This window comes from Roseivirga sp. UBA838 (genome assembly GCF_002296035.1).
Lineage (GTDB): Bacteria > Bacteroidota > Bacteroidia > Cytophagales > Cyclobacteriaceae > Roseivirga > Roseivirga thermotolerans.
In genome coordinates this window covers 92,164-117,830 of sequence record NZ_DBHC01000020.1, presented here as the reverse complement: position 1 = coordinate 117,830, position 25,667 = coordinate 92,164, and the positions used below count along the sequence as shown (strand labels likewise).

The window sequence follows — 25,667 nt, the reverse complement described above, 5'->3', positions numbered from 1 at the left end:
CTATAGGTCGTTGTTGGTAGTAGCAGGCTTCTTGCTGTTTATCCACACCTCAATTAGGTCGCCTGTTCTTATCATGGCTCCTATGGGGGGCAACTGCTTATATACTCTGTTCGGAGGCACCGTATCGTTGAGTACGTAATTTACCTCATCCAGCCTCAGGCCAGAGGCTTCGATCTGAAATTTGAGCTCTTCCAACGTTTTGCCCAAAAAGTCCGGTGTAGCAAAGCGTTTTACCCCTTCACCATCGGCTATCACCAAATCGATTTTAGAGCCTTTATAAACCAATGTTCCTGTAGCTACATTTTCACCGTTATACTTTTGTGCGATAACCGCATTTTCGCGTCTATCGGGTACATAAGAAATTTCACCCAATTCAAGTCCATTGCTTTCCAGAATATCGCGGGCATTGAGCAGGTCTGTATTAATAAGGTTAGGCATTTTTACCTGAGGAGGCACGTTGGCATTAAGTGTTAGGTATATCTTCCTGTTTTCTTTCACCTTGGCTCCCCCCTTGGGGTTTTGACTAAGTATTACTTCAGGGTCAAAATCGGCTGAATATCCCGAATCGCGAGTAACCTCATAGCGAAGGTTTCGATTGGTAAGAAAATCATCTATCTCGGTAAAGGATTTCCCTACCAAATCGGGCACAGTAATGGTTTCGTTATGATTGGTAGTGGCAGGCAGGTATATGTAGAAGAAAAAAAGGAGTACCACAATGCCAATGCCGGCCATTATGCCAATGTGTTTAAAAAATCGAAGGAAGGTGAAGGGTTTTTTACTCATTTTCAAAGTTTAAACGGCCAATCGCACATTTCATTTTATACCTAATGGTGATTATCCGAGCAAAGATAACTAATAAGTGAAAGTGACAAGTGCAGGCTGTTCAATTCATTGAACTGCTGAGGTAAATTGATGATGAGTTTAATTGGGTAACAACAAAATGAAAAAGAGACTGTCTCTAAAGCTGGGTAGGTTCACCCTGTACTTTCCTGTCAGTCGATAAACAAGTTCAGACTGACGAGTTTTAAGCTTTTGAGGCAGTCTCTTTAGTGGTGATTATTCAGTTCTTTACGCTTCGGCCACATTCACGGCCACCACCTGCTTAATTTCAGGAATATCTCTTTTTATAGCCTCTTCAATTCCGGCCTTCATGGTCATATGCGACATGGGGCAAGACTCGCAGGCTCCTTCGAGCTCCAACTTCACTACTAAATCGTCTGTCACTTCGAGCACCTTTACATTGCCACCATCGGCAATGAGAAAAGGTCTTATTCTCTCCAGTGCTGCTTCAATTCTTTCGAGCATATGTTTTAAACTTTAATTTCAACCTTTTTGGTTTGAGCCTTTTCGGCATTCCTTATGGCTATTTGCTGTGCGGTAGCTTCTGCCACTTTCAGAAAGGCCTCTCCGGTTACATCGTCTTGCATAATAGCCGGATAACCCACATCACCACCTTCGCGAATACTTTGCACCAGAGGAATTTCTCCTATAAATGGCACTTTGTGTCTTTCAGCCAGTTTTCTTCCGCCACCTTTGCCAAAGATATAGTACTTGTTTTCAGGCAGTTCTTCGGGTGTAAAGTAAGCCATATTTTCTATCACTCCAAGCACCGGTACGTTGATTTGCGGCTGCTGAAACATGTTAAGCCCTTTTTGAGCATCGGCAAGGGCTACTTTCTGAGGAGTAGTAACCAATACAGCTCCTGTAACCGGCACAGTTTGTACCAACGTAAGGTGAATATCGCTGGTGCCGGGAGGCAGGTCTATAAAGAGATAGTCTAAGTCGCCCCATTCCGTATCGGCTATAAATTGTTTTAGGGCACTGCTGGCCATTGGGCCACGCCAAACCACCGCATTTTCTGCAGGGGTAAGCAAACCAATGGATATAAGTTTTACGCCATATTGCTGTACGGGTACAATCAGGTTCTTATCGCCCACTTTCTTAATGCCCGGTTGTTCATGCTCACAATTGAACATGGTGGGCATAGAAGGACCAAAAATATCGGCATCAATTACACCTACTTTAGCTCCTTGTTTAGCCAGCGCCACAGCCAGGTTGGCCGTTACGGTAGACTTGCCAACACCGCCTTTACCGGAAGCTACCGCAATAATATTTTTAACTCCCGGCAACAGTGGAGCATTGTCTCTTGCTGAAGTTACGTGCGAGCTCATGGTTATTTTAACCACCACATCTTTGCCAATATGTGTGGCAATAGCCTGTTCGCAGTCTTTTCTGATGAGCTCCTTCAGCGGGCAGGCCGGAGTAGTGAGCATTACTGTAAAAGCAAGCTCGTTTCCATTAATTTCAATATCCTGAATCATGTTCAGCGTAACCAGGTCTTGCTTTATGTCCGGATCCTGAACATGCCTGAGTGCCGCTAAAACACTTTCTTTCGTCAATGCCATCTTCACAAATTTGGGTGCAAATTAAAGGCTTTCGCCCGACATTCATAGAAACATCTGTTCGCTATATTAGTTCAGGTTTACCGCTACAATCATTCTATATTTGAAGCGCGTTATGGCAATTAGTGAGTCTACCATTCAGGAAATTAAAAACCGCATAGACATTGTCGATGTCATTAGCGACTTTGTGAGCCTGAAAAAAGTGGGGAGCAACTATAGGGCACTGAGTCCTTTTACCAACGAGAAGACCCCCTCATTTTACGTTTCCCCCAGCAAAGAAATCTTTAAATGCTTTAGCTCCGGCAAAGGGGGCGATGCCATTACTTTTGTGATGGAAGTGGAGGGTATCAACTACATTGAAGCCCTGAAGTACCTGGCCGCAAAGTACGGCATAGAGGTGCAGGAAGAAGAGCAGACCGATGAGCAGATTCAGGCCCAGAATGAGCGTGATAGCCTGTTTATTGTGCTCAATTTTGCCAACGAATACTTTAAGAAACAACTCTTTGATTCAGACGAAGGTCGATCCATAGGTCTGAGTTATTTCAAAGAAAGAGGGTTCAACGAGCAAACGCTTAAGACTTTCGAGCTGGGCTACTCGCTCGATGTGTGGGACGGGCTGCTCAAAGAAGCCAAAAAGAAGGGGCATTCGGAAGAATTGCTGGAAAAGGCCGGTCTCATTTTAAAGCAGGAGAGCAAGATATACGACCGCTTTAGGGGTAGGGTCATGTTCCCCATTCAGAATGTAGCGGGCAAGGTAATAGCCTTTGGTGCCCGAACGTTGCGCAGCGATAAGAAACAGCCCAAGTATATCAATTCGCCTGAAACAGAAGTTTACCACAAGAGTAAAATTCTCTATGGTATTCATCAGGCCAGGCAAGCCATTCGCAACGAAGATCTTTGCTATTTGGTAGAAGGCTATACCGATGTGATTTCCATGCACCAGGCCGGTGTACAAAATGTTGTAGCATCGAGCGGTACCAGCCTCACCAAAGAACAGGTGCAGCTCATTAGCAGGTACACCAAGAATATCACCGTTTTATACGATGGAGACAGTGCCGGGATCAAGGCTTCTTTCAGAGGAATTGACATGATTCTGGAGCACGACCTTAACGTGCGGGCGGTGGTTTTCCCTAACGGTGAAGATCCCGATAGTTTTTCCAGAAGCATGACTTCAGATGCTTTCAGGGAATATCTGGAAACCAATGCTCGCGACTTTATTACCTTCAAAACAGACATCTTAACGGATGGTGGCAAGCAGACAGACCCGGTTAAGAAGGTTCAGGTAATTCGTGAAATTATTGAGAGTATCTCCCTGATTCCCGATGGAATAAAGCGTTCGGTTTATATCTCTGCTTGCGCTGACTTGCTCGATGTAGAAGAACAGGTGTTACTGAGCGAACTGAACAAGTTGCTGATTAAGAAGCAGCGAAAGGATAGGGCTCAGCCAGAACCTCCGGAGCCGGAAGACTTGCCTCTAACCGAGGCTAAACAACCCAAACCGGACCTGCAGTCGCTGGCTTATCCTGTAGAGCGCGAGTGCCTTCGCTTGGTGGTTAATTATGGCAATGAGCCCTTTGATGAAGAAATGACCATAGCCGAATTTATTCTTGGCGAGACTCAGACAATTAATTTCGAAAATAAGTCTATTGAAGAAACCCTGAACCTGGCCGCTCAGGTAGTAGATGAAGGAAAAAAAATTGAACCCGACATATTCATCGGTCCTGAAAACCCTACCATGAGTCAGTTGGTTATAGACCTGCTGGAAATGAAGTATTTTGTAAGTGAAGGTTGGGAGAAGAAGCACCGTATTTCTACAATGCACGAATCGGAAGACCTGCCAAGTGCTGCTTACACGGCCATTTTAAGGTTGAAACGAAAAAAACTGGAGTCGCTCATACTACAAAATGAAGAAACCCTGAAGAAGTCGAAGAGCGTGGAAGAACAAGAAGAGCTGATGACCATGCATAAACACCTGAAAATGATGCTCAAAGAAATTGACGATGAGTTGGGTATTGTGATATCGTCTTAATTTTTTAGGCTCCGCGAACTTTATACCTTTGCATCGCTTTTTATAGAGTATGTCTGAAGAAATTAAGCTCAACACCATAGAAGAGGCTATTGAAGCCATTAGGAATGGCGAGATCATTATTGTTGTAGATGATGAAAGCCGCGAAAACGAGGGGGATTTTATCTGCGCAGCCGATAAAGTAACCCCCGAGATCATCAATTTTATGGCCACCCATGGCCGGGGCCTCATTTGTGCGGCACTTATTGAAGATCGCTGCAACGAACTGGGACTCAATCTAATGGTAGATAATAATTCGGCCGCCTATGAAACGCCATTCACAGTGTCGGTGGATCTGATTGGCCATGGATGCACCACGGGTATTTCTGCCTCAGACAGAGCTAAAACCATTAAGGCTCTGGTAAACCCCGACACACGTCCTGAAGAACTGGGTAAACCCGGACATATTTTTCCCTTAAGAGCCAAAAGAGGCGGAGTGTTGCGAAGGGCAGGTCATACAGAAGCTTCGATGGATTTTGCTCGATTGGCCGGCTTGAGCCCTGCCGGAGTACTGGTGGAAATAATGAATGAAGACGGTAGCATGGCCCGTTTGCCCGATCTGGTGAAGGTAGCTCAACGCTTTAACCTAAAGCTGGTTTCCATAGAAGATCTTATCTCTTACAGGCTTGAGAATGAAAGTCTTATTGAGCGCGATTTAGGTATTGATTTACCCACCGAGTACGGAGATTTTCATTTGCAGGCCTATAAGCAAATTAACACCAACGAGATGCATCTGGCCGTGGTAAAGGGTAATTGGGAGCCAGATGAACCGGTACTGGTAAGAGTGCACTCGTCTAGTACACTTGGCGATATTTTCGGTTTCAAGTTCGACTCCGGTAACCCCATCAAACATGCTCTGCGCATGATTGAAGAAGAAGGCAAGGGGGTGGTTCTTTACATGAATCAAAACTCCCGTGGCCAGCGACTTATTCATGAAATGCAGATGCTTCAGAAGAAGGGCATTAACGATGAACCCCTGAGCAGAAAATTTGGAGTGAAAATGGACACTAAAGATTATGGTGTGGGTGCACAAATACTCCGCGATTTGGGCATTTCTAAAATACGACTCATTTCTAATAACCCGCAGAAAAGGGTAGGGTTGATAGGCTATGGCCTTGAAATTCTTGAGTACGTACCTATGAAGAAGACACAAAAGGTCTGAAATTGCTTATTTTTTCTGCTGGATTGTAACATTCCACCCCATATCCGTTGTTTAATGTAGTGATGAAACAATGGTTGATTTCTTCGGTATGGCTATTGGCTTGCGTTGCTTTGCAAGCACAGGAATTTCCTAGTCAGAAATTTCATAGAGGGCAGGTAACGCTCACCGATGGTAGTGTGCTTAGCGGACAAATTAAGTATGATCTCAACTCAGAAGTAATACTCCTTAAGCAAAACGATAAGAATGGCATTTCTACCCTCAATGCCAGCCAGTTCCAATCGTTTGTGATAAGTGCAGGCCCCAATGCCGGTGTAAGAACGTTCTACTCCATCCCTGTTCTCAATGAAACAGGCTACCGTAGACCCCGTATTTTTGAACTGATTGCTCAGGGAAAGGTCTCGCTTATAGCCCGTGAATTTATTGCTACCCGGTCAAGTAGTGCCAATCGGTCCATCTACAGAAGAAGCATTTACGATCCGTATTACGTTCCCGCCACCAGCCTTATGACCTATCAGTTTTTGGCCTATGAGCTTTGGTTGATTGATGAAAACGCAGAATTGACAGAGTTGGGCAATAGCCGAAGCGATGTAATCAAGGCTTTCGATAGCCACCATTCTGAGCTACGAAAATACATTAAGAAAGAAAAACTCAAGGTTGAGAAACTTCTGGACCTTAAACGTCTGGTGGACTATTACAATAGTTTGGACACCCTTTAGCCGTAAACCATTAAATGCTTCTGGCCGTAAAGAAGTCAGCACCTTCTACCTTTATTTTCCCTGATAGGAAGTCGCCATAAACTTTGTCAAACTAGCACTTAGTTTGTGTTTCTCAATCTTATATCCAATATCTTTAGGGCATGTCAAAACCACTTATTCTAGTAACCAACGATGACGGAATTGTGTCTAACGGTATTCGTGTGTTGGCTGAAGTAATGTCAGAAATAGGCGAGGTAATTGTGGTAGCCCCCGATAGTCCTCAATCGGGTATGGGGCATGCCATTACGATTGGCGAACCACTACGTCTTATTCCTTCCGATTTGTTCGATGACTTGGGAATAAAGGCCTTCAAGTGCTCTGGCACACCGGCCGATTGTGTAAAGCTGGCCAAGCACCATGTGCTAAAAGAGAAAAACCCCGACCTGGTGGTTAGTGGTATCAATCATGGAAGCAATTTGGCTGTGAGTGTATTGTACTCCGGCACGATGTCGGCTGCTATTGAAGGAGCTATAGAAGGCTACCCTTCCATAGGCTATTCACTGGCCGATTTTAGCCATAATGCCGATTTTTCGCACACACGAGACTATGTAAAGAAGATAGCCCAAGAGGTACTTTCCAAAGGCCTGGCCAAAGGAGTAGCTCTTAATGTAAACTTTCCTCCCAAACAGAATCAGCGTATTCAGGGCATAAAAATTTGCCGACAGGCCAAGGCCCACTGGGAAGAAGAGTTCGATCATAGAAAAGACCCATACGGACGTCCGTACTTCTGGCTGGCCGGAAACTTTGTGAATAATGACAAAGGGGAAGATACCGATGTGTGGGCCGTAGACCACAACTACGTGGCGGTGGTGCCTTGCCAATACGATATGACGGCCCATCATAGCATTGCCCAAATCAATGACGATTGGGATATTTAGACCATCAAGAGTTACTGGTTTTGCACTGCGGCTTTAGTTGAGATGGTGCTGCTTAAAAGGTTTGGGCTTTAGGCTTTTCGATGAAAATACCAGGGCCTGAATGACGATACCAAGAAAAATAATAATGCCCATTTCCAGTTGAGATGAGGTTAAACTGCCCAGAATAAGGCTTTCAGACTGATCGTATAGCGAAGCCCCCTCATCGGTCTGAATGGTGGAAAGCGCATTGAGGTGCTCTATGGCTTCCTGATTCATTGCTGTTTTTTCAAGACTGGCATCATGCTGATCGAACCGGGCCAAAGTAGCTTTTAGTGCTTCAAAGTGTTCTTTCTCTTCCGGAGTCAGGTAGGTTTTGGCATAGAGACTAAGCAGTTGCTGTCTTTCTTGTTTCAGGTCGTTCAACTGGGCGGTGAGTTGCTCACTGCTACCCAACAGACAATCGTTTTGCTGTTGTAGGTTGTTGTAGAGTTTAAAAATATAGCTTTCAACCAACAGCCGGTCCTGATAGATAGAAGAAATAGATTCTTCAAGTTTTTTGAATCTTCTTCTTTCCGAAAGGTTGTTAAAAAGTATTAGGGCCATAATTGCAGCCAGAATACCTGCAGCCGTTAGCTTTTGTTGAATGCCGTATGTCCACTTCATAAGTTTAGTCTTTATATAAGTCGTCAATTTCTATTTTAGTCATTCGCATCAGGGCTTTTTGCGTTCGGGGAGCTGTTTTTGGATCGGTCATTAACCGCCCCAAAACGGATGGTATAATCTGCCATGATAATCCGAATTTATCTGTAAGCCAGCCGCAACGTCCCGGGTTGCCCCCTTCGCTTAGTTTTGCCCAATAGTGATCTATTTCTTGCTGGTTGGCACACTCCACTACCAACGAAACAGCAGGGTTGAGATGGTAGGTTGGGCCTCCATTCATGGCCATGTACTGCTGGCCATTGAGCCTGAATAACGCCATAAAACCATTGCCTCCGAGGTGTTCGGAGTGTTCGAACAAACTGCAATAGAACTCAGCGGCCTGTTGGGCTTCGTTGTTGTACCATAAGCATGTATACGGTCCGTTCATGGCTGCCGAACTATGTTTTTTCTTTACGGTATAAGGGTTTCCTGACACAGTGAGACCAGACAAAAAATGTATGACTTAAGTTGAGATAAAAAAAGGAATAATAAAAGTCTTCTGTGATTGGAAGAGTATGATTGAAATGACCGGCAGGTAGCTATTTGCTATTTCAACAATAGATCATACGTGTTGTTTTTATGAGCAACAAAGCCAAGCCTTTTATACAATTTAAGGGCTCTAGTATTGGTGGGAGTCACTTCGAGCTGGAGAGCTACTGCCTGAGCAAAGCGTGATTGAACCAGATAATCAATAAAACGGGAGGCTATTCCCCGTGAGCGGTAGTGAGACTCAATAAACAGCTCATCGATGGCAAGGATATTACCTCCAAACTCATTGCTCCAGAAGTTTATAAGAATGGCATAACCTATAAGTTTTCCGTCTTGCTCCATAACCATAATGGTGCCTCTTTGGGGCTCGCTGGCAAGCATGGAAAACGTTCTTTGAATTTTTTCTGCTGTTACCGAATGAGACCCTTCGTCTTCCCGGTAAAGCTTGATTATCATCGCTAATATGGAAGAATAATCTTTCTGCGCGAAAGGTCTGAAAACCGTTTTCATCTTATTCGTTTTTTGTGGGTTACTGAAGCAAACGACATAAAATGATCTGCAGACAAGGGATGTAGTAGAAATGGTCATGTGAATGTCAATATCGAACGACCAACGCATTGTTCCGGCCTCTAAGAGGACAAGAGCAGGCATGGCAAGTAGAAGAGCAGCATAGTGATAATCCGTCAGCCGTGAACAATAGGTTTACAGGTTCAGAGAGTCATTTATTTAGCGAAAGGTATGGTGCTATTCATTGGCTAGATGAAAGACTTCCATTCACCCGATTCGGCAATTTGTTTTATTACATGATTCCGTTTTTTCAATAAGTTGGTCATGTAAGCTCTGAGAAAGAGTATGTTGGCTAATTTTCCTATTACTCCCAAAGGTGACTGGAACTCAAAGATATCGGTCATTAAGGTGTTATTTTCTATTCGTTCAAAAATGTGCTGGTGCTCGAAACTCCGAAAGATTCCTTTTTGCATGACATCGATAAACTGATGAGGTCTTTCTAAGTGAGTAATTTTAACGGTTAGTGTTTGGTAAATTCCAAGGTGTCTTGCCCTCCAGGTCACAGTTTCGCCTAATTCAATGAGGCCGGTGGTTCTTCCACGTATTGCTGTTTCATTAGTATGTCGGGTTGAAAGAATATGTATATCAATGCTTCTGCTAAGGTCAAAAACCCTTTCGATTGGGGCCTTAACCAAAGTCTTAATGGTTATTATGGGCATTTCGGATGGGTTGGCAATTAGTCATCATTGCATCTATCAACTGTTAATCCTAAAACCACCTTTGTCCCTCTCTTTTGGGCACCGGGTCGTAGCCATGGCCTCCCCAGGGGTGGCAACGACTAAACCTTCTCAGGCCCATCCAGGAACCTCTGAGAGGCCCCCATTCTTTAATGGCCTGAACCGTGTAAGAGGAGCAGGTGGGGGAGTAGCGGCAATTGGCTCCCAACATGGGAGAAATGGCATACTGGTAAACTTTTACCGGAAAAATGAAAATAGCGATTAGCAATTTGCGCACGCTGAAAGATACGGGCTGTGCTTAGATATAGCAACAATTGCTAAGTAGTTTACGCGATAGTATTGGTGCCAATCAGAGCGGAATTGTAAAGAAAAACGTACTGCCTTTTTCAAGTTCAGATTCTACCCATATGGTACCTCCATGAAGCTCGGCTATCTTCTGGCAATGGGCCAAGCCTATACCCGTTCCCTGGTAGTCATCGTAGCTGTGAAGCCTGTGAAAGATTTTGAAAATATTGGTTTTGCTTTCCTTATCGATACCAATGCCATTGTCTTTGACCCCAAATTTCCAGAAAGTGTCAACCAACTGAGCAGAAATCTCAATGGTTGGGGGAATATCCGCTTTATGAAATTTGAGCGCATTAGAAATGAGGTTTTGAAACAACAATCTTAGCTCGGTTCGGTAACACTGTATCACGGGTAGTTTCCCTATAATTATCTTGGCTTGTGCTTCTTCAATGGCCAGTGACAGATCGTTTGTTACCGCTTCCACCAATTCTTGGCAGTCGGCAGTAACGAGCGTGCGGTCTATACCTATTTGGCTATAGTCCAGCAGATCACTAATGAGCTTGCTCATTCGGTTTACGCTGCTGTTCATGAGGTCTATGAGGGTTTCTCCTTCCTCATTGAAGGAGCCGCCATGTTTCTTTTGCAGTAAGTTGCACACACTGCTCATGGTGCGGAGGGGTTCCTTGAGGTCGTGGCCGGCCACATAGGCAAAGTTTTCCAGTTCCTTATTCTTGTCCAGCAACTGCTGATTAAATTCTGCAAGCTTCTTCTCGTCAGCCTTTTGCTTAGTCACATCCTGGCAGGTGCCTATCATTTCTATAACCTCACCCCTGGCATTGGTAAACACCTTACCCACCAGATGAATAATTTTAATCTGGCCCTGGCCGGTTTTTATTCGATGAAAGAAATCATAGAATTTTTTATCCCGGATTATACGCTCAACCTGTTCAGTCACATACTCCTTATCTTCCTCATATACATAGCTAAAGTAAGTGGCGTATGTAAGATCTTCTTCTCTACTTTGATGGAAAAGGGTATAAAGATTGTCGGACCAGATAACCTCATTGGTCACAGTATCCCATTGCCAGTGACCAACCTGAGTCAGCTCTTCCGCAAGCCCCAGTAGTTCATTCTTTTTCACCAGTTCGGCCTCGGTTTTATGGCGCTCCGTGATATCCAGTATAATTACTGAAACAAAAGTGCCTTGCTCAGTTTGAAAGGGAGAGAGACCAATTTCCATAGGAAACTCTTCTCCGCTTTTTCTTAAGCCTACGGCAGGCACTCCATTGCCCACTGTGTAGGGAGTAGGTTTTTTGTAATACTCCACTCTTTTTTCAGCATTCATACTGGTGAAGTAGTCTGGCACAAGCATGCTTGCTTTCTTACCCCTAAGCTCACTGGGCTTATAGCCAAAGGTGGACTCTATTCGGTGATTGGCGAATACAATTTCGCCCTCAGTGTTTACTATGAGTAAGTTATTGGGGAGTTCTTCTACAACGGATGGGGCAATTTTATTCATGAAATCATCTGTAGCCATACCTTTCGTTTATTGTTAAGCTGTTGAATTATAGCTTAATATATGTCTGTTGAGGCTGCTTGAGCCTTGGCTTCTGGGTGAGGGGTGAGGATTAAGTTGGGAGGCCTTAAAACAGACCACTGGAAGTCATTCCTTGCCGCTTAATCCATAAATTAATCTCACAATATACGAAAATCAATGGAAATAGCCTCGTGAATCTAGGGATAACCGAGGTTTAAATAATAAGTGAACAAGCATGGTTTAGGAGGAGAACCTTTTATGCTCAACCCAAGTTGGGGTAGGCATGACTCACTAAATCCATTCAATTCCTTATCTTACAGAGAACATCCACTTAAACCTATGAATAAGCTATTTTTTTGTATTGCACTTATCTTTTCAGTATTGGAGGTTGCCGCACAGTCGGCCGATCAATACTTTCAACCTTTAAAATATAGAAACATTGGACCCTTTAGAGGGGGGAGGTCAGTTAATGCCATGGGAGTTGTGGGCAACCCCACCACCTATTATATGGGTACTACGGGCGGTGGTCTTTGGAAAACGGAGGATGCAGGTCAGCGCTGGTTTAATATTTCCGATGGCTTTTTTAAGACGGGCTCCGTGGGGGCAATAGCCGTTTCAGAGGCTCAACCCAATATTATTTATGTGGGCATGGGTGAACATGCTCCAAGAGGGGTGATGACCAGCTATGGCGATGGTGTTTATAAATCAACCGATTCTGGCAAAACCTGGGAACATATGGGCCTGGAGGCCACTCAGCATATTGCAAGAATTGTGGTACACCCTTCCAATCCCGACATAGTTTGGGTGGCCGCTCAGGGAGCCTTGCACGGCCCCAATAAGGAAAGAGGTATTTACAAGTCGGTCGATGGTGGAAAGACCTGGAAGCAGGTGCTTTTTGTCAATGAATCGACAGGCTGCAGTGAACTTTCTTTGGATGTGAATGCCCCTAATACGCTTTATGCTACCATGTGGGAACACGAACGGAAACCATGGAAGGTGATCAGCGGAGGAGAAGGTAGCGGAGTATATAAAAGTATGGATGGTGGTGAGTCTTGGTTCAAGATAGAAAAAGGCCTGCCCAATGAACTTGGTAAAATGGCCATAGCGGTGAGCAGGGCTAACTCTGATAAGGTGTATGCACTCATTGAGAGCGATTCTAACAAAGATCTTGGTGGCTTGTTTGTGTCTAACAATGCCGGCAAAAGTTGGAGCCGTGTAAGTGACGACAACCGGCTTACGCAAAGGGCTTGGTATTACACGGAAGTGTTTACCGACCCAAACGATGAACATACGGTATATGTGCTCAGTGCTCCTGCCTTAAAGTCTATTGATGGTGGTAAAACCTGGCAAAGAATTACCGGCACACACGGAGACTATCATGATTTATGGATTAACCCAAACAACTCCAAAAACATGGTTATTGCCAACGATGGAGGTGCAGCCATTAGCTTTGATGGGGGTGAGCACTGGTCTACCCAGTCGAATATGCCTACGGCACAGTTTTACAGGATTAACGTAGATAACCTCTTTCCTTATAACATATATGGTGGTCAGCAGGATAACAGCTCTGTGAAGATTGCCAGCATGGCTTTGGGATCCGGAAGTATTGGAGAGAGAAACTGGTGGCCATCGGCCGGTGGAGAAAGCGCCTTTTTGGCTTTCGATCCGGATAACCCTCGTTACGTTATGGGCGGAAGCTACCTGGGCACAATAGAACTAATGGATATGGAGTCTAACGGAAGTACCAATGTGATGGAGGCACCCATTCAGTATTTGGGAAAGGCAGCCCGAGACATGAAGTACCTCTTTAACTGGAACGCGCCCATTATTTGGTCTAAACATGAACCGGGAACCTTCTACCATGCTGCCCAAAAAGTATTGAGAACCAGAGATAAAGGAATAACCTGGGAAGAAATATCGCCCGATCTCACCAGGAATATCGATGAAAAGCAAGGTAACGGTGGAGGACCATATACCAACGAGGCGGTTGGAGCAGAAAACTATGGCACCATTGCCTACCTTATGGAGTCGCCTCATGAAGCCGGAGTTTTCTGGACGGGCAGTGACGATGGGTTGGTGCACCTGACCCGCGACAACGGAAAAACCTGGCAAAACGTGACCCCTAAGGGCTTGCAAGAGTGCCTGGTTAACGCCATTGAAGTGTCTCCTCACGATCCGGCTACGGCCTATATTGCCACCACCCGATACAAGTTCAATGATAAGACCCCTGCCATTTACAAAACCACCAATTATGGCCAAAGCTGGACCAATATAAGCGAAGGAATTCCTTATGGAGCCTTCACACGGGTGGTTAGGGGAGATAAGAAGAGAAAAGATTTGCTCTATGCCGGAACAGAAACCGGTATCTATATCTCCTGGAATGGTGGTAAAAAATGGGAGCCTTTTCAACTCAATATGCCCGTTACACCTATTAATGACCTTATGGTTCACCAGGACGACCTCATTGTGGCCACCTCGGGCCGATCGTTTTGGATATTGGATGATTTGAGCCTGCTTGCACAGTACGAGAATAAGCCGGGGGTAAAGCTATATGAACCGGCCGAAACTGTATACGGAAGTTGGAGCAGTCCGCTGAACGGAAATAGTGCTGATGGTACCAGCGATTTTGCCGGTGTAAATCCGGCCAGTGGTATGGTCATATACTATGAGTTACCTAAAGGGTTTTCGGGCGATGTGGAGTTGGAGATTGCCGATGCCAATGGGCGCCTGATACGGAGGCTGAGCTCCAAAGAACAGAAAGATTTTGTAGCGTACGATGGTGGGCCTTCACGTGCTCCAAGACTCAGTGCCAATGAGGGGTTAAACCGATTTGTTTGGGATACCCGACACCCCATTATGCCCGGAGTTACGCATGTGTATATTGAGGGTAGTTATAATGGGCATAAGGTGGCTCCCGGTGAATATCAGCTTAGGCTGAAGGCGGCTGACCAAACACTCACAACCAAAGCCACCATTGTAGCTAATCCGTTGTACGATGTAAGTAATGACGACTACATGGCTTACGATGCCATAATGTCGGAGATGGAGGCTAATCTAACACAAATGCACCGAACGGTTAATCAGCTCTACAAAGTCCGTCATCAGCTCAAGACCATCACTGAAATCCTGGAAGGAGACTTGAAGGAGGAAAGCGAGGCACTAATTGAGGCGCTCACAGCCTGGGACAATGATATGGTTCAGCGTATGTCTAAGGCCTATGACGATGTGGAGAACTTTCCAAACAAATTTACGGCAGAGTACTTGTTCTTAATTAATCAGGCTGAGAGCAGTATTCCTAAAGTTACGCAGGCTGTTCGCGACCGCAAGGCGGAGCTGGATGCTCAATGGAAGAGGTATGAAGCCCAGGCCCGGGAGTGGATGAATAGTACCATACCCAGCTTCAATGAGAAATTGTGGAATGCAGGCATTGGCGCCATACGTCTCGGAAAATAAACGTGTTTTTCTGGGTTGAACCAGAGCACCCGGCCTGGTCGCTACAAATAGAGGTGGCTGAGCAGATAGATAGCTAAGTCAAACGGCTCTGAACTTTAAAGTGACTAAAAGTGCAGAGCCGTTTTCTGTGTATAAAGCTTATTTCTTTTCGAAGTCTTTATAAAGCAAACTGGCCTGAATGCCATTGTTGTTTTGGTATTTGCCGTTTTGGTAGGTGTCGTAGTCGCCTTCAATGGTGTGGTAAAATATCTGGCAAATATCTACTCCCGCATAAATGCGAATAGGCTGCACACAGAAAATTTCCAGTGTCCAGAACCCGTTAAAACCAACGTCCCCAAAGCCTGCGGTTACGTGAATGAACAAACCAAGGCGGCCAATGGAACTTCTCCCTTCCAGCATTGGAACAAACTTGGAAGTTTCTGTTTTTTCAACCGTGCGCCCCAGATAGAGTTTACCTGTTTCCAGGAGCAAACCTTCTTCAGGAATGGTAAGGCGTTCCACCGGGTTAGGAGTCTTCATGTCCAACACCGGATTGGTATATACCATAAGCTCATTGTGAAGCTTAAGGTTGTAGCTATTGGGGTTTAGCTGCGACTCATTGAAAGGCTCAATGTTAATGCCTTTGCCAATCTCTCGCTTTATTTCTCTTCCTGAAAGAATCATAGGTTATCACAAATCTATACGTTCATTAGCCAATTGTGCCCAGCCATCTTCGGCAATGATCTAATGCATTTTTCTATCGTTAAGGCCTTGTATATTTTAAGCAGTGTTAGTCTATGGTGTAAGACATTTCACCACCTTTCTCATCTTTGAGCTGAATACCTGCGGCCTTCAAGTCGTCTCTAATTTTGTCAGACAGTGCGTAATTTTTGCTGAATTTAGCTTGCTTTCTTAGTTCTATCAATACCTGCATGGCCCCATCCAACACATTGTTGTTTTGCGCCAGGTCTGTTTCGTTCTTTAGGCCCAACACATCGAATATAATGCCTCTGAAGTGTGTAATTACCCAGTTAAAGATGTCAGCATCTATTTTTGCCAGTTCAGCAGGTTGCTGATAGTAAGTGTTTATTTTGGTGCTTACTTCGAAGAGGTTGGCAATGGCTTTGGCCGTGTTAAAGTCATCACTCAGATCTTTAAAGGCCTGCTCAATGTGCTGTTTTAATTCGTTCGATTTCTGCTCATCTACACTGCCTGTTCCGGCAGAAGGAAGCTTTTCTATGAGCGAAAGGCTGGCCATCAAACGCTTATAGCCTTTCTCCGCAGCTTGTAGAGCTTCATTGGAGAAATCGAGTGTGCTGGCATAGTGCGACATGAGCATAAAGAAGCGCACGGTCATGGCCGAGTAGCCTCTTTCCAGCAGCTTGTGGTTGCCTGTGAGGAGCTGCTCAGGGGTAAATCCATTGCCTTCAGATTTGGCCATCTTACGGCCATTCACAGTCAGCATGTTGCCATGTACCCAATAATTGGCGCCCCCCTTGTGGCAGCAGCCTTTGTTTTGGGCAATTTCGGCTTCATGATGGGGGAATTTCAGATCCATGCCACCACCATGAATGTCAAATTGTTCACCTAAGTATTTGGTGCTCATTACGGAGCACTCCAGATGCCAACCGGGAAAGCCAACTCCCCAGGGCGATGGCCATCGCATAAGGTGACCGCCTTCGGCTTTTTTCCAAAGCGCAAAATCGAGCGGGTCGTTTTTCTGATCCTGACCGGTGAGCTCTCTGGTATTGGAGAGCATTTCGTCTATGTTGCGGCCACTCAATTCACCATACTGATGGTCTTTGTTGTATTTTCTAACATCGAAATAGACCGAACCATCTTTTTCGTAGGCATAGCCGTTGGCAATAATTTGCTTAATAAACTCTATTTGCTCCACAATATGGCCGGTGGCCGTTGGCTCAATGGAGGGGGGCAGAGCATTGAATAGGCGCATTACATCGTGAAACCCGTTGGTGTACTTCTGTACAATTTCCATGGGTTCCAGTTCTTCCAGTCGCGCTTTTTTGGCAATCTTATCTTCTCCTTCGTCTGCATCGCCCACCAGGTGGCCCACATCGGTAATATTTCTTACATAACGAACTTTGTAGCCTAGGTAAAGTAAGTACCTAAACATGATGTCGAAAGACACAAAGGTTCTCACATTGCCCAAGTGTACATCGCTATACACGGTAGGGCCGCACACATACATGCCTACGCGGCCTTCATGTATGGGTTTGAAAACTTCCTTTTGTTTGTTTAGAGAATTGTAAATACTTACCGGATACTGTTCGTATAGGCTCATTTCAACGGGTTGTTGATGTAAGTCAGAAATTCTTTTTTAGTTGTTTCTTCATTGAACTTGCCACCATACTCTACCGTAACGGTGCTGGAAGACTGGTCAGAGGCTCCACGAGAGCTCACACACATGTGTTCGGCATCTATATACACGGCTACGTCTTCAGTGCCGAGGCTTTGTTGCATTTCGTTGAGAATCTGTAGGGCCAATCGCTCCTGAACCTGCGGTCTTCGGGCATAATAGTCTACAATACGGTTGATCTTAGAAAGACCAATTACCTTATCGTTGGGTATGTAGGCCACATGTGCTTTTCCCACTATAGGTAAAAAGTGGTGTTCGCAGTTGCTGTAGAGTGTAATATTCTTTTCTACCAGCATTTGGTTGTACTGGTATTTGTTCTCAAAGGTAGACATGGAAGGTTTGTGCTTCTCATTCAGTCCTTTGAAAAGCTCATTCACATAAAGTTTGGCTACCCGTTTTGGAGTACCTCGCAGGCTGTCATCGGTTAGGTCGAGGCCAAGAGTATGCATAATCTTCTCGAAGTAGCCCTGAATCAGCTCTATTTTCTCAGCATCTGTCAGGTCAAAAGCATCTTCCCGCAGGGGGGTAGCTATCGATGTCATCACATGGTCATTTCCCAGCTCCTCAATTTCCTTCAAAAGCTCCTCAGACGACTTGTTCGAATTTTTTTCCATTCAATTGATTTCTTGCGTTAACACTTCTACTCGCCAACTGCGAAAAAGTTGGGCAAAAGTACGATTAATTCCTATGGTATTAAAATTGGTCTTAGATAACTATTCAATGCTATAAATGATTCATTATTTACCCCTGAAGCAGATAATTATTTATAAATAGTTGCTTGTTTAATAGCCGCTTTGAAAGGGCTAAGTCATTGTTGGTCTGAGTATTGAATAGTTGGCCTCTTAGAATCTGGGTTTTTGGATGGTTTTGGTAAGATGGCCGGCATGAAACATTCGGGCCGTTTTAGCGCTTTACTATGCTAAAACACTCCAACCATTCATAAGGACGGGTGGGGGCAATTCGAGAAAAAAAGCTTACTTGAGAAACTGAACGAGTAGCATTTTTTATCTCGACCTAAAATACCTCTATGTATATTTGGGTGAAAAGGAAGTGACCAGCCAAAAGCAAACGGCAATTTTTAAGCATATTAACTGTTAATTGACCTAGATGAATGCATATAACCTGATCATAGTTTTAGCCTGCGTAATTATTTTTTCGCATGTTTTTAATTTCATTTCTAAGCGTACCAATATACCGAGTGTAATCCTGCTCATTTTATTGGGTATTGCAGGCAAGTACGCCATGGACTACTATAACTTCAATCAAGATAAGCTCATATTCGGCACTCTTGAGGTGTTGGGTATTGTGGGGCTCATAATGATTGTATTGGAGGCGGCTATAGACTTAAAACTAACTCGTGAAAAATGGCCAATTATCTGGAAATCTTTTACGGTAGCGCTCATTTCGCTGGTAGTTTGTGCTTTTGGTATTTCATTCATTATCAATCAGGTTTTTAGAGAAGATCCCATTATTTCGTTGGTATATGCAGTGCCGCTTTCCATTATGAGCAGTGCTATTGTAATTCCTTCCGTGACACGGCTTGCAAAAGACAAAAAGGAGTTCATGATATATGAGAGCACCTTTTCCGATATACTGGGCATTATGTTTTTCTACTTTTTGGTAGAAAATGTGGGAGTAGAGTCTACCAATCAGGTTATCTATAGCATTGTGGGCAATATCATTATTACCATAGTCATTTCGGTGATTGTGAGCTATGCCCTGGTAATGTTGTTTCAGCGCTTGGAGGGCGATGTAAAATTATTCATGCTCATTGCCGTACTCATCTTGCTCTACGCCATAGGCAAGCAACTACACCTTTCATCGCTTGTTATTATTCTGGTATTTGGCCTGTTGCTCAACAACATCAACTTGTTTTTTGTGGGTAAGCTCAAGGAGTTTATCAATGAAAACACGGTAAACAGCATACTCAAAGACCTGCATCTGGTCACACGCGAGTCGGCCTTTGTGGTGCGTACCTTCTTTTTTGTGGTGTTTGGCACTACCATAGACCTCAAGGCCTTGCTCAACCTGGAGGTGTTTGCTGTGGGATTGGGTATTGTGGTTTTCTTTTTTGTGGTTCGCTTTGTTTTCTTGAAGGCCTTCATGTGGAAGAAATCCATATTTCCTGAGTTCTTCATTACCCCTCGGGGGCTAATTACGGTACTCTTGTTTTTTAGCATTCCGGAGGAGTTGACCTCGCTTACTTTCAATGCCGATATTATTCTGATTACCATTATTTGTACCAGTATTGTCATGACCTGGGGACTGATTAAGTTTGGTAAAGAGGGCTTGGAAGAAGGGCAGCCTGCGCCTTTAGAAGACTCCGGTCTGTCGTACTTTTTGCAGCGAATGAGCAATTCTTCGCCTGCATCGGCCAAGGAAGTTGTACTGACTGAACAGGCCGAAGAAGCCGTAGAGGCTACGGAAGTGGAGCCGGAGGCCAATGAAGAAAAAGGAGAAGGGGAAGAGCATAAACCTGATAAGGAAGAGCCCGAAAAGTAATATCAATAGGGGTCCACATCAGCTACTACTTCTACCGATTTAAATTCGTTGGTTTTAAGCAGCTCCAGTTGGGCCTTTTGGATAAGCTGTTTTACAGCCTCCATCTTGTACTTCTTCTCAATTTTCAGGAAAATATCCATCAGGAATTTGTCTCTGATTTTGTTAATGAGCGGTTCTTGCGGCCCCAATACTCTACCGGCTCCAAGGTCTTCTTTTAATAGATTGCTAAGGGTTTGGGCAGCCTGCTGAGTAAGCTTTTTGTCCTTGCTTCTCAGCAATAGGTGTATCATGCGGGTGTAAGGAGGGTAGTGATATTGCTTTCTTTCACGCATTTCTCCGTGATAGAAGGCGTGGTAGTCTCCTTTTTGGATGAGTTCGATAATGTGTTGATCGGGGTTGCGACTCTGAATAACCACCTTACCCTGGGTTTCCCTTCTTCCGGCACGGCCACTTACCTGAGTGACCATCTGAAAGGTGCGCTCAAAAGACCGAAAATCAGGGAAGTGAATCATGCGGTCTACATCGAATACGCCCACAAGGCTGACCTTGTCGAAATCGAGCCCCTTAGAAACCATTTGTGTACCCACCAGAATATCTATTTCACCTTTTTCGAACTCCTGAATAATGTTTTGGTAGGCATATTTGGCTCGGGTAGTTTCCAAATCCATTCGCTGCACACGGGCTTTAGGAAAAATGAGCTTTAGCTCTTCTTCAATTTTTTCGGTACCAATTCCTACGGTATGTATTTTTGTACTGCCACATGCAGGACAAACCAGAGGAACGGCTTGTTTGTGGCCGCAATAGTGACAGTTGAGCTGGTTTTTATACTGATGGTAGGTGAGGCTTACCGCGCAGCGCGTACACTCCGGTATAAACCCGCAGGTTTCGCAGGTGAGGTAGTTAGAGTAACCCCGTCTGTTCTGAAAAATAATGGCCTGTTCTTTTTTTTCAAGCACTTCGGCAATGGCCTCAATGAGTACGGAGCTAAAGTCGCCCACATTGGTTTTTCGCTTACGTTCTTCGGTAAGGTTGGCCACTACTATGTGCGGCAAGCTCGCTTCGTTGTATCGCTCAAAGAGTTCTACCAGTCCATATTTTTTTTGCAGGGCATTGGTATAGGATTCCAATGAGGGAGTAGCCGAGCCAAGCAGTGTTTTGGCACCATGCAAGTGAGCCAGAAAAAGCGCAGCATCTCTGGCGTGATACCTCGGAGCCGGATCGTATTGTTTGTAGCTCGATTCATGGGCTTCGTCTACTACAATCAGCCCCAGATTGTGGAAAGGAAGGAAAATACTGCTCCTAACGCCTACAATAAAATCAAAGCGGCCCTCCATGAGTCCGTACCAAACTTCTACCCGTTCGTTATCAGAGAATTTAGAGTGATACACGCCCATTCGGTCGCCAAAGATCTTTCGAAGTCGCTGTACAATTTGCGCAGTAAGTGCAATTTCCGGCAAGAGGTATAATACCTGCTGGCCGCTTTCCAGTGCTCCTTGAATAAGGTCTATGTATATTTCTGTTTTTCCGCTTCCGGTAATGCCATGAAGCAACACGGTGGGATGCTCTTGAAACTGACTGATGATTTGGTGTCGTGCTTCTTCTTGCTTTTCGCTTAGAACCAGTGGTTTTGGCTCAAAAGCCTGGTCTTCTTCGAAACGAGAAATAATTTGTTCAAACTCTATAAATATCCCGTTTTTGATCAATGTTTTTAAAGAGGAGGCCGATAGACCGTTTTGTTGAAAGTCTGACTTAGGTAGGCCCTGTTGGTTTTTATTTGGTTCCTGAAACACGGGCACTTCGCGCAGATAATAGAGTAGTATATCGGATTGTTTGGGGCTCTTTTCCAACTGCTGAAACAATTCGTCTAATTGATTTTCATGAGCCAGAAAATCGCCATGCAATCGTACTTTCTTAATTTTTCGGGGTTTGTAGCGCTCTTTTACTTCTTCATAAATAATGATGAGTTCCTTTTGAACCAGTGATTTTATGTACTTGTAGGCACTTTTGAGTTCGAGAATATCGGCTGCTTCTCTATAACTCAAGGAGTCTTTATTTTCCAGGGCCGAAAGCAGCAAAACCTCCCGATCGTCTAAAGTCAGATCTGTGTCGTTCCAGTCGTAGTGAGGGTGTAGTTGTATTTTAGATTCGCTGCTCAGTTTTAGTCCTGAAGGAAGGGCGGCATTGAGCACTTCTCCAAAGGTGCAGAGGTAGTAGCTGCTCATCCACTTCATTAGGCTCACTTGCTGTGGAGTAACTATGGGTTCAGCATCGAGTATATCGAGCAGAGGTTTGGCCGAATACACTTCGGGGGCCTTCCGGTGTATGGAGTCTATAATGCCGGTTACTACCTTTTGTCTGCCAAATTGCACAATTACCCGCACTCCGGGCTTCGCCAGTTCCTGAAACTCGACAGGAACTCTGTAGGTGAAAAGCCGGGCAATGGGTATGGGCAGTGCCACATCGGCAAAGTAGGTAGTCTCCCCCTCAGGGGCATCGATATTGAGTTGAAGTGACGACAATTGGCTCCTCTAAATCAAGGGTTGAAGATATTAATTATAGCCTAGTGAGCGATGACGTATGGCCGGAATGTGGCGGAAAATCTCGACAATGTGTGTGAACCACCTATTGCGATGCATTCTTTGATGCCTGTTGCATTTGTGCGAAAACATCTTCTACGTTGTTTACCGGCAGCTGGCAGGTTTTGTTGTAGCATACAAAGTAAGTGGTTGCAGAATTAATCATTTCTCTACCTTTTAGGAGGGCCAGGCCAGATTTGGCTTGTGGTTTTTTGCCGGCTATCACCTTATTGGGTTCGTATTGTTGATGCAGGGCTTGCACCTGGGCTAGGTTGTTGGTCACCATTACTACCTCTGCTGTAGGGTAAGCGTGCAGGGCATACAAGGTGGCCCACTGAGCCAAATCTTGTGGAGCCAACATTAGCACCCTATTCATGCGATCTATCATGTCGCGAGCAGCTTCAGTATATTCTTCATGACTCAACAAGTGCCCGAGTGTTTTCAGGTTGGTGGCCATTAGGGCATTGGAAGAGGGAATTACATTGTCGAATATTTCTTTTTTGCGTGCAATAAGCTCTTCGGCCCTGTTAGAGGTATAAAAAAACAACCCTTCTTTCTCATCATAAAATTCTGAGAGGGTGATGCTCGTAAGGGTGTTGGCAAGCATGAGCCAGTGTTCGTCAAAGCTTACCTGATAAAGTTTGGCCATGCCTTCAATCACGGCTGCGTAGTCTTCCAGATATCCGTTTATGCCGGCTTTTCCATTCTTGTAATTTCGGAACAGTCGCTTGCCATCGTCCATCATTTTTTGCTCAATGAACTGGGCGTTTTTGAGGGCTAGCAATAGAAACTTTTCTTCACCAAAGGTGGCGTAGGCATCGCAAAGCCCCGATAGCATGAGGCCATTCCAACCGCTGAGAATTTTATCGTCCAGTCCGGGTTTTACCCGTTCGTTTCTGGCATTGAGCAGTTTTCGGTTGGCTATGCGCACAATATCCTTCAACTCGTCAATATCCAGTCCGTGGGTTTTGGCAAAGTCTTCGTCAGATGTTGCACGAAACGGAATGTTTTTACCGGGTTCCCAGTTGCCAGCAGTCAGGTTATAGTAGTCAATCATGAGTTCGGCATCCATCTGGAGCAGGTCATAGAACTCTTCGATTGTCCATAAGTAAAACTTGCCTTCTTCTCCTTCGCTGTCGGCATCCAGTGCGGCATAAAAGCCTCCTTCTTCCGAAGTCATTTCTCTTTCGAGCCAATCGATGGTTTGAAAAACAACCTCTTTGTACAGTTCTTTTTTAGTGGCCTGATAGGCCTGTGAATAAAGACTTACCAACTGACCATTGTCGTAAAGCATTTTCTCAAAATGTGGAACAAACCAATCCATGTCGGTAGAGTAGCGGGTAAAGCCTCCGCCCACCTGATCGTAAATTCCTCCCCGAGCCATGTGGTCAAGAGTGCGCTCCACATGGGTTAGTGCTTCGGTGTTTTGATTTACGTGAGCCTCTTTGAGCAGAAACTGGTAAACTACGGGCATAGGAAATTTAGGAGCCCGGTTGTTTCCTCCCTTTTGCCGGTCGAAATTTTCAGCAAACTTTTGGTACATCTGGTGGACAGCGGTTTTTGTAAATGCCTGCCCCTGACCAATCAGTCCGTATTTCTCTACTTCGCTACGCGCCAGGGTGTTCATAAAGCCATCGGCCGATTTGGCCAATTCATCATATTGTTGGCTAAAGGCCCTGTGAATTTGTATGCAAAGCTGAGCCCAGCCTTTGGGAGGAAAATAGGTGCCTCCGTAAAATGGTCGCTGGTCGGGCAAGAGAAAGACATTGAGTGGCCATCCGCCCTGCAGCCCCATAGCGTGCACGGCCTCCATGTATACCTGGTCTACATCAGGCCGTTCTTCCCGGTCTACCTTAATGCACACAAAGTGTTCATTCATTATGGAGGCAATGTCTTCGTTTTCAAAGCTTTCCCGCTCCATTACATGGCACCAGTGGCATGCCGAGTAGCCAATACTTACTATAATTGGCTTGTTTTCCGCTTTGGCCTTGTCCAGGGCCTCTTCGCCCCAAGGGTACCAATCAACCGGATTGTGGGCATGCTGAAGCAGGTAAGGAGAGGAGGCTTCTATAAGTCTGTTGGCCATTACTGAATCTGTTTTTTGATTTGTGCTATTTCCTCACCAAGCGAAAGGGTGTGGCTCAATGATTTAAGTTGTTGGAGTGTGTTGTGCAGAAATTTCTGATGTCCTGCCGACTTGGGGTTAAATGGCCGGTGGTTAAGGTTTTGTCTTACTTTTTCCCACTGTTCCATTAGCTCCAGGTCTTTGGGGTGAATGTAGGCCGAAACGAACTTTTGCCAGATATAGTCAATGGCTTGTTCATTGGGATGGATCATGTCTTTTTCATAGAACCGATAATCGCGAAGGTCGTCCATCATGATCTCGTAGGCCGGAAAATAGTGTACATCATCTGCCATTTCGGTAATGTAGTGCGCAGCTAAACGGAGTACCGATTTGCTGGCGGAATTGAAGGGGAGTGTATCTCGTGTGTGCCGCACCGGACTGACCGTGAGCACAAACTCAATAGTGGGGTTGTATTGGTGAATGAGTTCTTTTAGGCTAAAAAATGCCGACACTATTTCTTCTGAGCTAAGTAGTTTTTTTTCGAACTCCTTTTGAGGTGTTTTATGGCAATTGGTCACCAACATGCGGGTCTTTTTTTGCTCATAAACCCAGGCTGTACCCAGGGTTATAAACAGCACACTGGCCTTATTGATTTGCTCATAGACTTTATTCAGGGCATCGTCCATGCGCTTGTGCAGAGTAGCTTTGGTTTTGGCACTGAAGCTCGAATGGAACTTGTAGTTCAGGTAAACGCCATCGCGTTTCAGAGTGGCCTGTTCCAATACTTCGGTACGTTCCAGAGCCAGTTCTAAAAGCTCAAAGATGGAAAGCGGGTTAAAAATTGTGCCCAGCGGATTGACCATAACCTCAAACTTGGCCGCCTCGAGCCGTTGACCGATGGAATCGGAGAAGCAGGAGCCTACGGTAAGAAGCGGTGACGAATAGCCTATTTTGAGCCGGCTTTTTAGTTCTTCAATTTCTGTTCTGAACATGTGCAAAGATAAGGCTTTCCCGTGGCCACTGGTTCCTTGGAACGACCAATTTGAGAGACTTCTTTGGTTGACTACCCGCTACAACAACTCTGTAGCTTAGTTTTTCTTTTAATTATATGGGGTTGAAAATGTGTTGATATTGAGTGAGTTATGAATGCAATCGTTTCACTTCATTTTTTCGATTTTTTTTGCTGTGCCTTCAAATTGTAAGAACATTTGTATGGTAAA

General features: G+C 44.9%; 21 protein-coding genes. 6 read left to right on the top strand and 15 right to left on the bottom strand.

Annotation, left to right across the window (positions count from 1 at the left end; genetic code table 11):
• From B3O12_RS07580 to B3O12_RS07570, 3 genes are all read right to left on the bottom strand, one after another.
• Window positions 1-783 (bottom strand): PASTA domain-containing protein, encoded by a 783-nt coding sequence (locus B3O12_RS07580; RefSeq protein ID WP_189629637.1) that lies wholly within the window; start codon window positions 781-783, stop codon window positions 1-3.
• A 285-nt stretch (window positions 784-1,068) separates the two neighbouring features.
• The gene (locus tag B3O12_RS07575; RefSeq protein ID WP_189629638.1) at window positions 1,069-1,305 is read right to left on the bottom strand and encodes a NifU family protein; all 237 of its coding nucleotides are present in this window, start codon (window positions 1,303-1,305) and stop codon (window positions 1,069-1,071) included.
• A gap of 5 nt (window positions 1,306-1,310) precedes the next feature.
• Entirely contained in the window at window positions 1,311-2,405 is a 1,095-nt protein-coding gene (locus B3O12_RS07570; RefSeq protein WP_286755845.1) for an Mrp/NBP35 family ATP-binding protein, read from the bottom strand.
• Window positions 2,406-2,517: 112 nt separating this feature from the next.
• Between B3O12_RS07570 and dnaG the strand changes: the two genes are divergently transcribed.
• The 4 genes from dnaG to surE all read left to right on the top strand — a co-directional run bounded on the left by dnaG (window position 2,518) and on the right by surE (window position 7,262).
• On the top strand, window positions 2,518-4,431 hold the full coding sequence (dnaG, locus tag B3O12_RS07565; RefSeq protein ID WP_286755844.1) for a DNA primase: 1,914 nt from the start codon (window positions 2,518-2,520) through the stop codon (window positions 4,429-4,431).
• Window positions 4,432-4,480: 49 nt separating this feature from the next.
• Window positions 4,481-5,629 (top strand): 3,4-dihydroxy-2-butanone-4-phosphate synthase, encoded by a 1,149-nt coding sequence (gene ribB / locus B3O12_RS07560; protein ID WP_286747279.1) that lies wholly within the window; start codon window positions 4,481-4,483, stop codon window positions 5,627-5,629.
• Window positions 5,630-5,691: 62 nt separating this feature from the next.
• Window positions 5,692-6,345, top strand: coding sequence for a hypothetical protein (locus B3O12_RS07555; protein WP_286755843.1), 654 nt, complete (start codon window positions 5,692-5,694; stop codon window positions 6,343-6,345).
• Window positions 6,346-6,485: 140 nt separating this feature from the next.
• On the top strand, window positions 6,486-7,262 hold the full coding sequence (gene surE / locus B3O12_RS07550; protein ID WP_286755842.1) for a 5'/3'-nucleotidase SurE: 777 nt from the start codon (window positions 6,486-6,488) through the stop codon (window positions 7,260-7,262).
• 33 nt (window positions 7,263-7,295) lie between these two features.
• Here surE and B3O12_RS07545 read toward each other — a convergent pair whose 3' ends face one another.
• The 6 genes from B3O12_RS07545 to B3O12_RS07520 form a co-directional block, all read right to left on the bottom strand.
• Window positions 7,296-7,904 (bottom strand): MCP four helix bundle domain-containing protein, encoded by a 609-nt coding sequence (locus tag B3O12_RS07545; protein ID WP_286755841.1) that lies wholly within the window; start codon window positions 7,902-7,904, stop codon window positions 7,296-7,298.
• Window positions 7,905-7,908: 4 nt separating this feature from the next.
• Window positions 7,909-8,391 carry a VOC family protein gene (locus B3O12_RS07540; RefSeq protein WP_229838579.1) on the bottom strand — a complete coding sequence of 161 codons (483 nt, stop codon included), beginning with the start codon at window positions 8,389-8,391 and terminating at the stop codon, window positions 7,909-7,911.
• A gap of 95 nt (window positions 8,392-8,486) precedes the next feature.
• Window positions 8,487-8,939, bottom strand: coding sequence for a GNAT family N-acetyltransferase (locus B3O12_RS07535; RefSeq protein ID WP_286747286.1), 453 nt, complete (start codon window positions 8,937-8,939; stop codon window positions 8,487-8,489).
• A 245-nt stretch (window positions 8,940-9,184) separates the two neighbouring features.
• The gene (locus B3O12_RS07530) at window positions 9,185-9,655 is read right to left on the bottom strand and encodes an SRPBCC family protein (protein ID WP_189629645.1); all 471 of its coding nucleotides are present in this window, start codon (window positions 9,653-9,655) and stop codon (window positions 9,185-9,187) included.
• 49 nt (window positions 9,656-9,704) lie between these two features.
• The gene (yidD, locus tag B3O12_RS07525; RefSeq protein WP_189629646.1) at window positions 9,705-9,950 is read right to left on the bottom strand and encodes a membrane protein insertion efficiency factor YidD; all 246 of its coding nucleotides are present in this window, start codon (window positions 9,948-9,950) and stop codon (window positions 9,705-9,707) included.
• 72 nt (window positions 9,951-10,022) lie between these two features.
• Window positions 10,023-11,477 carry a PAS domain-containing sensor histidine kinase gene (locus B3O12_RS07520; protein ID WP_286755840.1) on the bottom strand — a complete coding sequence of 485 codons (1,455 nt, stop codon included), beginning with the start codon at window positions 11,475-11,477 and terminating at the stop codon, window positions 10,023-10,025.
• A gap of 357 nt (window positions 11,478-11,834) precedes the next feature.
• Here B3O12_RS07520 and B3O12_RS07515 point away from each other — a divergent pair, with 357 nt between their 5' ends.
• Window positions 11,835-14,948 (top strand): VPS10 domain-containing protein, encoded by a 3,114-nt coding sequence (locus B3O12_RS07515; RefSeq protein ID WP_286755839.1) that lies wholly within the window; start codon window positions 11,835-11,837, stop codon window positions 14,946-14,948.
• A 138-nt stretch (window positions 14,949-15,086) separates the two neighbouring features.
• Here B3O12_RS07515 and dcd read toward each other — a convergent pair whose 3' ends face one another.
• The 3 genes from dcd to folE all read right to left on the bottom strand — a co-directional run bounded on the left by dcd (window position 15,087) and on the right by folE (window position 17,918).
• Complete coding sequence (gene dcd, locus B3O12_RS07510) at window positions 15,087-15,611, bottom strand: dCTP deaminase (RefSeq protein ID WP_286755838.1); 525 nt, start codon at window positions 15,609-15,611, stop codon at window positions 15,087-15,089.
• 106 nt (window positions 15,612-15,717) lie between these two features.
• Window positions 15,718-17,229 carry a cysteine--tRNA ligase gene (cysS, locus tag B3O12_RS07505; protein WP_286755837.1) on the bottom strand — a complete coding sequence of 504 codons (1,512 nt, stop codon included), beginning with the start codon at window positions 17,227-17,229 and terminating at the stop codon, window positions 15,718-15,720.
• Window positions 17,226-17,918: a GTP cyclohydrolase I FolE gene (gene folE / locus B3O12_RS07500; RefSeq protein ID WP_189629651.1), complete on the bottom strand. Its 693-nt coding sequence runs from the start codon at window positions 17,916-17,918 to the stop codon at window positions 17,226-17,228. Before folE ends, cysS begins: the two co-directional genes overlap by 4 nt.
• A gap of 493 nt (window positions 17,919-18,411) precedes the next feature.
• Between folE and B3O12_RS07495 the strand changes: the two genes are divergently transcribed.
• Window positions 18,412-19,806 carry a cation:proton antiporter gene (locus B3O12_RS07495; protein WP_189629652.1) on the top strand — a complete coding sequence of 465 codons (1,395 nt, stop codon included), beginning with the start codon at window positions 18,412-18,414 and terminating at the stop codon, window positions 19,804-19,806.
• A gap of 2 nt (window positions 19,807-19,808) precedes the next feature.
• Here the strand turns inward: B3O12_RS07495 and priA are convergent, their stop codons facing one another.
• From priA to B3O12_RS07480, 3 genes are all read right to left on the bottom strand, one after another.
• A complete protein-coding gene (gene priA, locus B3O12_RS07490) occupies window positions 19,809-22,325 on the bottom strand; it encodes a replication restart helicase PriA (RefSeq protein WP_286755836.1) in 2,517 nt (838 codons plus the stop codon).
• 103 nt (window positions 22,326-22,428) lie between these two features.
• Complete coding sequence (locus B3O12_RS07485; protein WP_286755835.1) at window positions 22,429-24,468, bottom strand: thioredoxin domain-containing protein; 2,040 nt, start codon at window positions 24,466-24,468, stop codon at window positions 22,429-22,431.
• Window positions 24,468-25,439, bottom strand: coding sequence for a GSCFA domain-containing protein (locus tag B3O12_RS07480; protein WP_286755834.1), 972 nt, complete (start codon window positions 25,437-25,439; stop codon window positions 24,468-24,470). The genes B3O12_RS07485 and B3O12_RS07480 overlap by 1 nt, the downstream gene beginning before the upstream one ends.
• Between the last annotated feature and the right edge of the window lie 228 nt (window positions 25,440-25,667).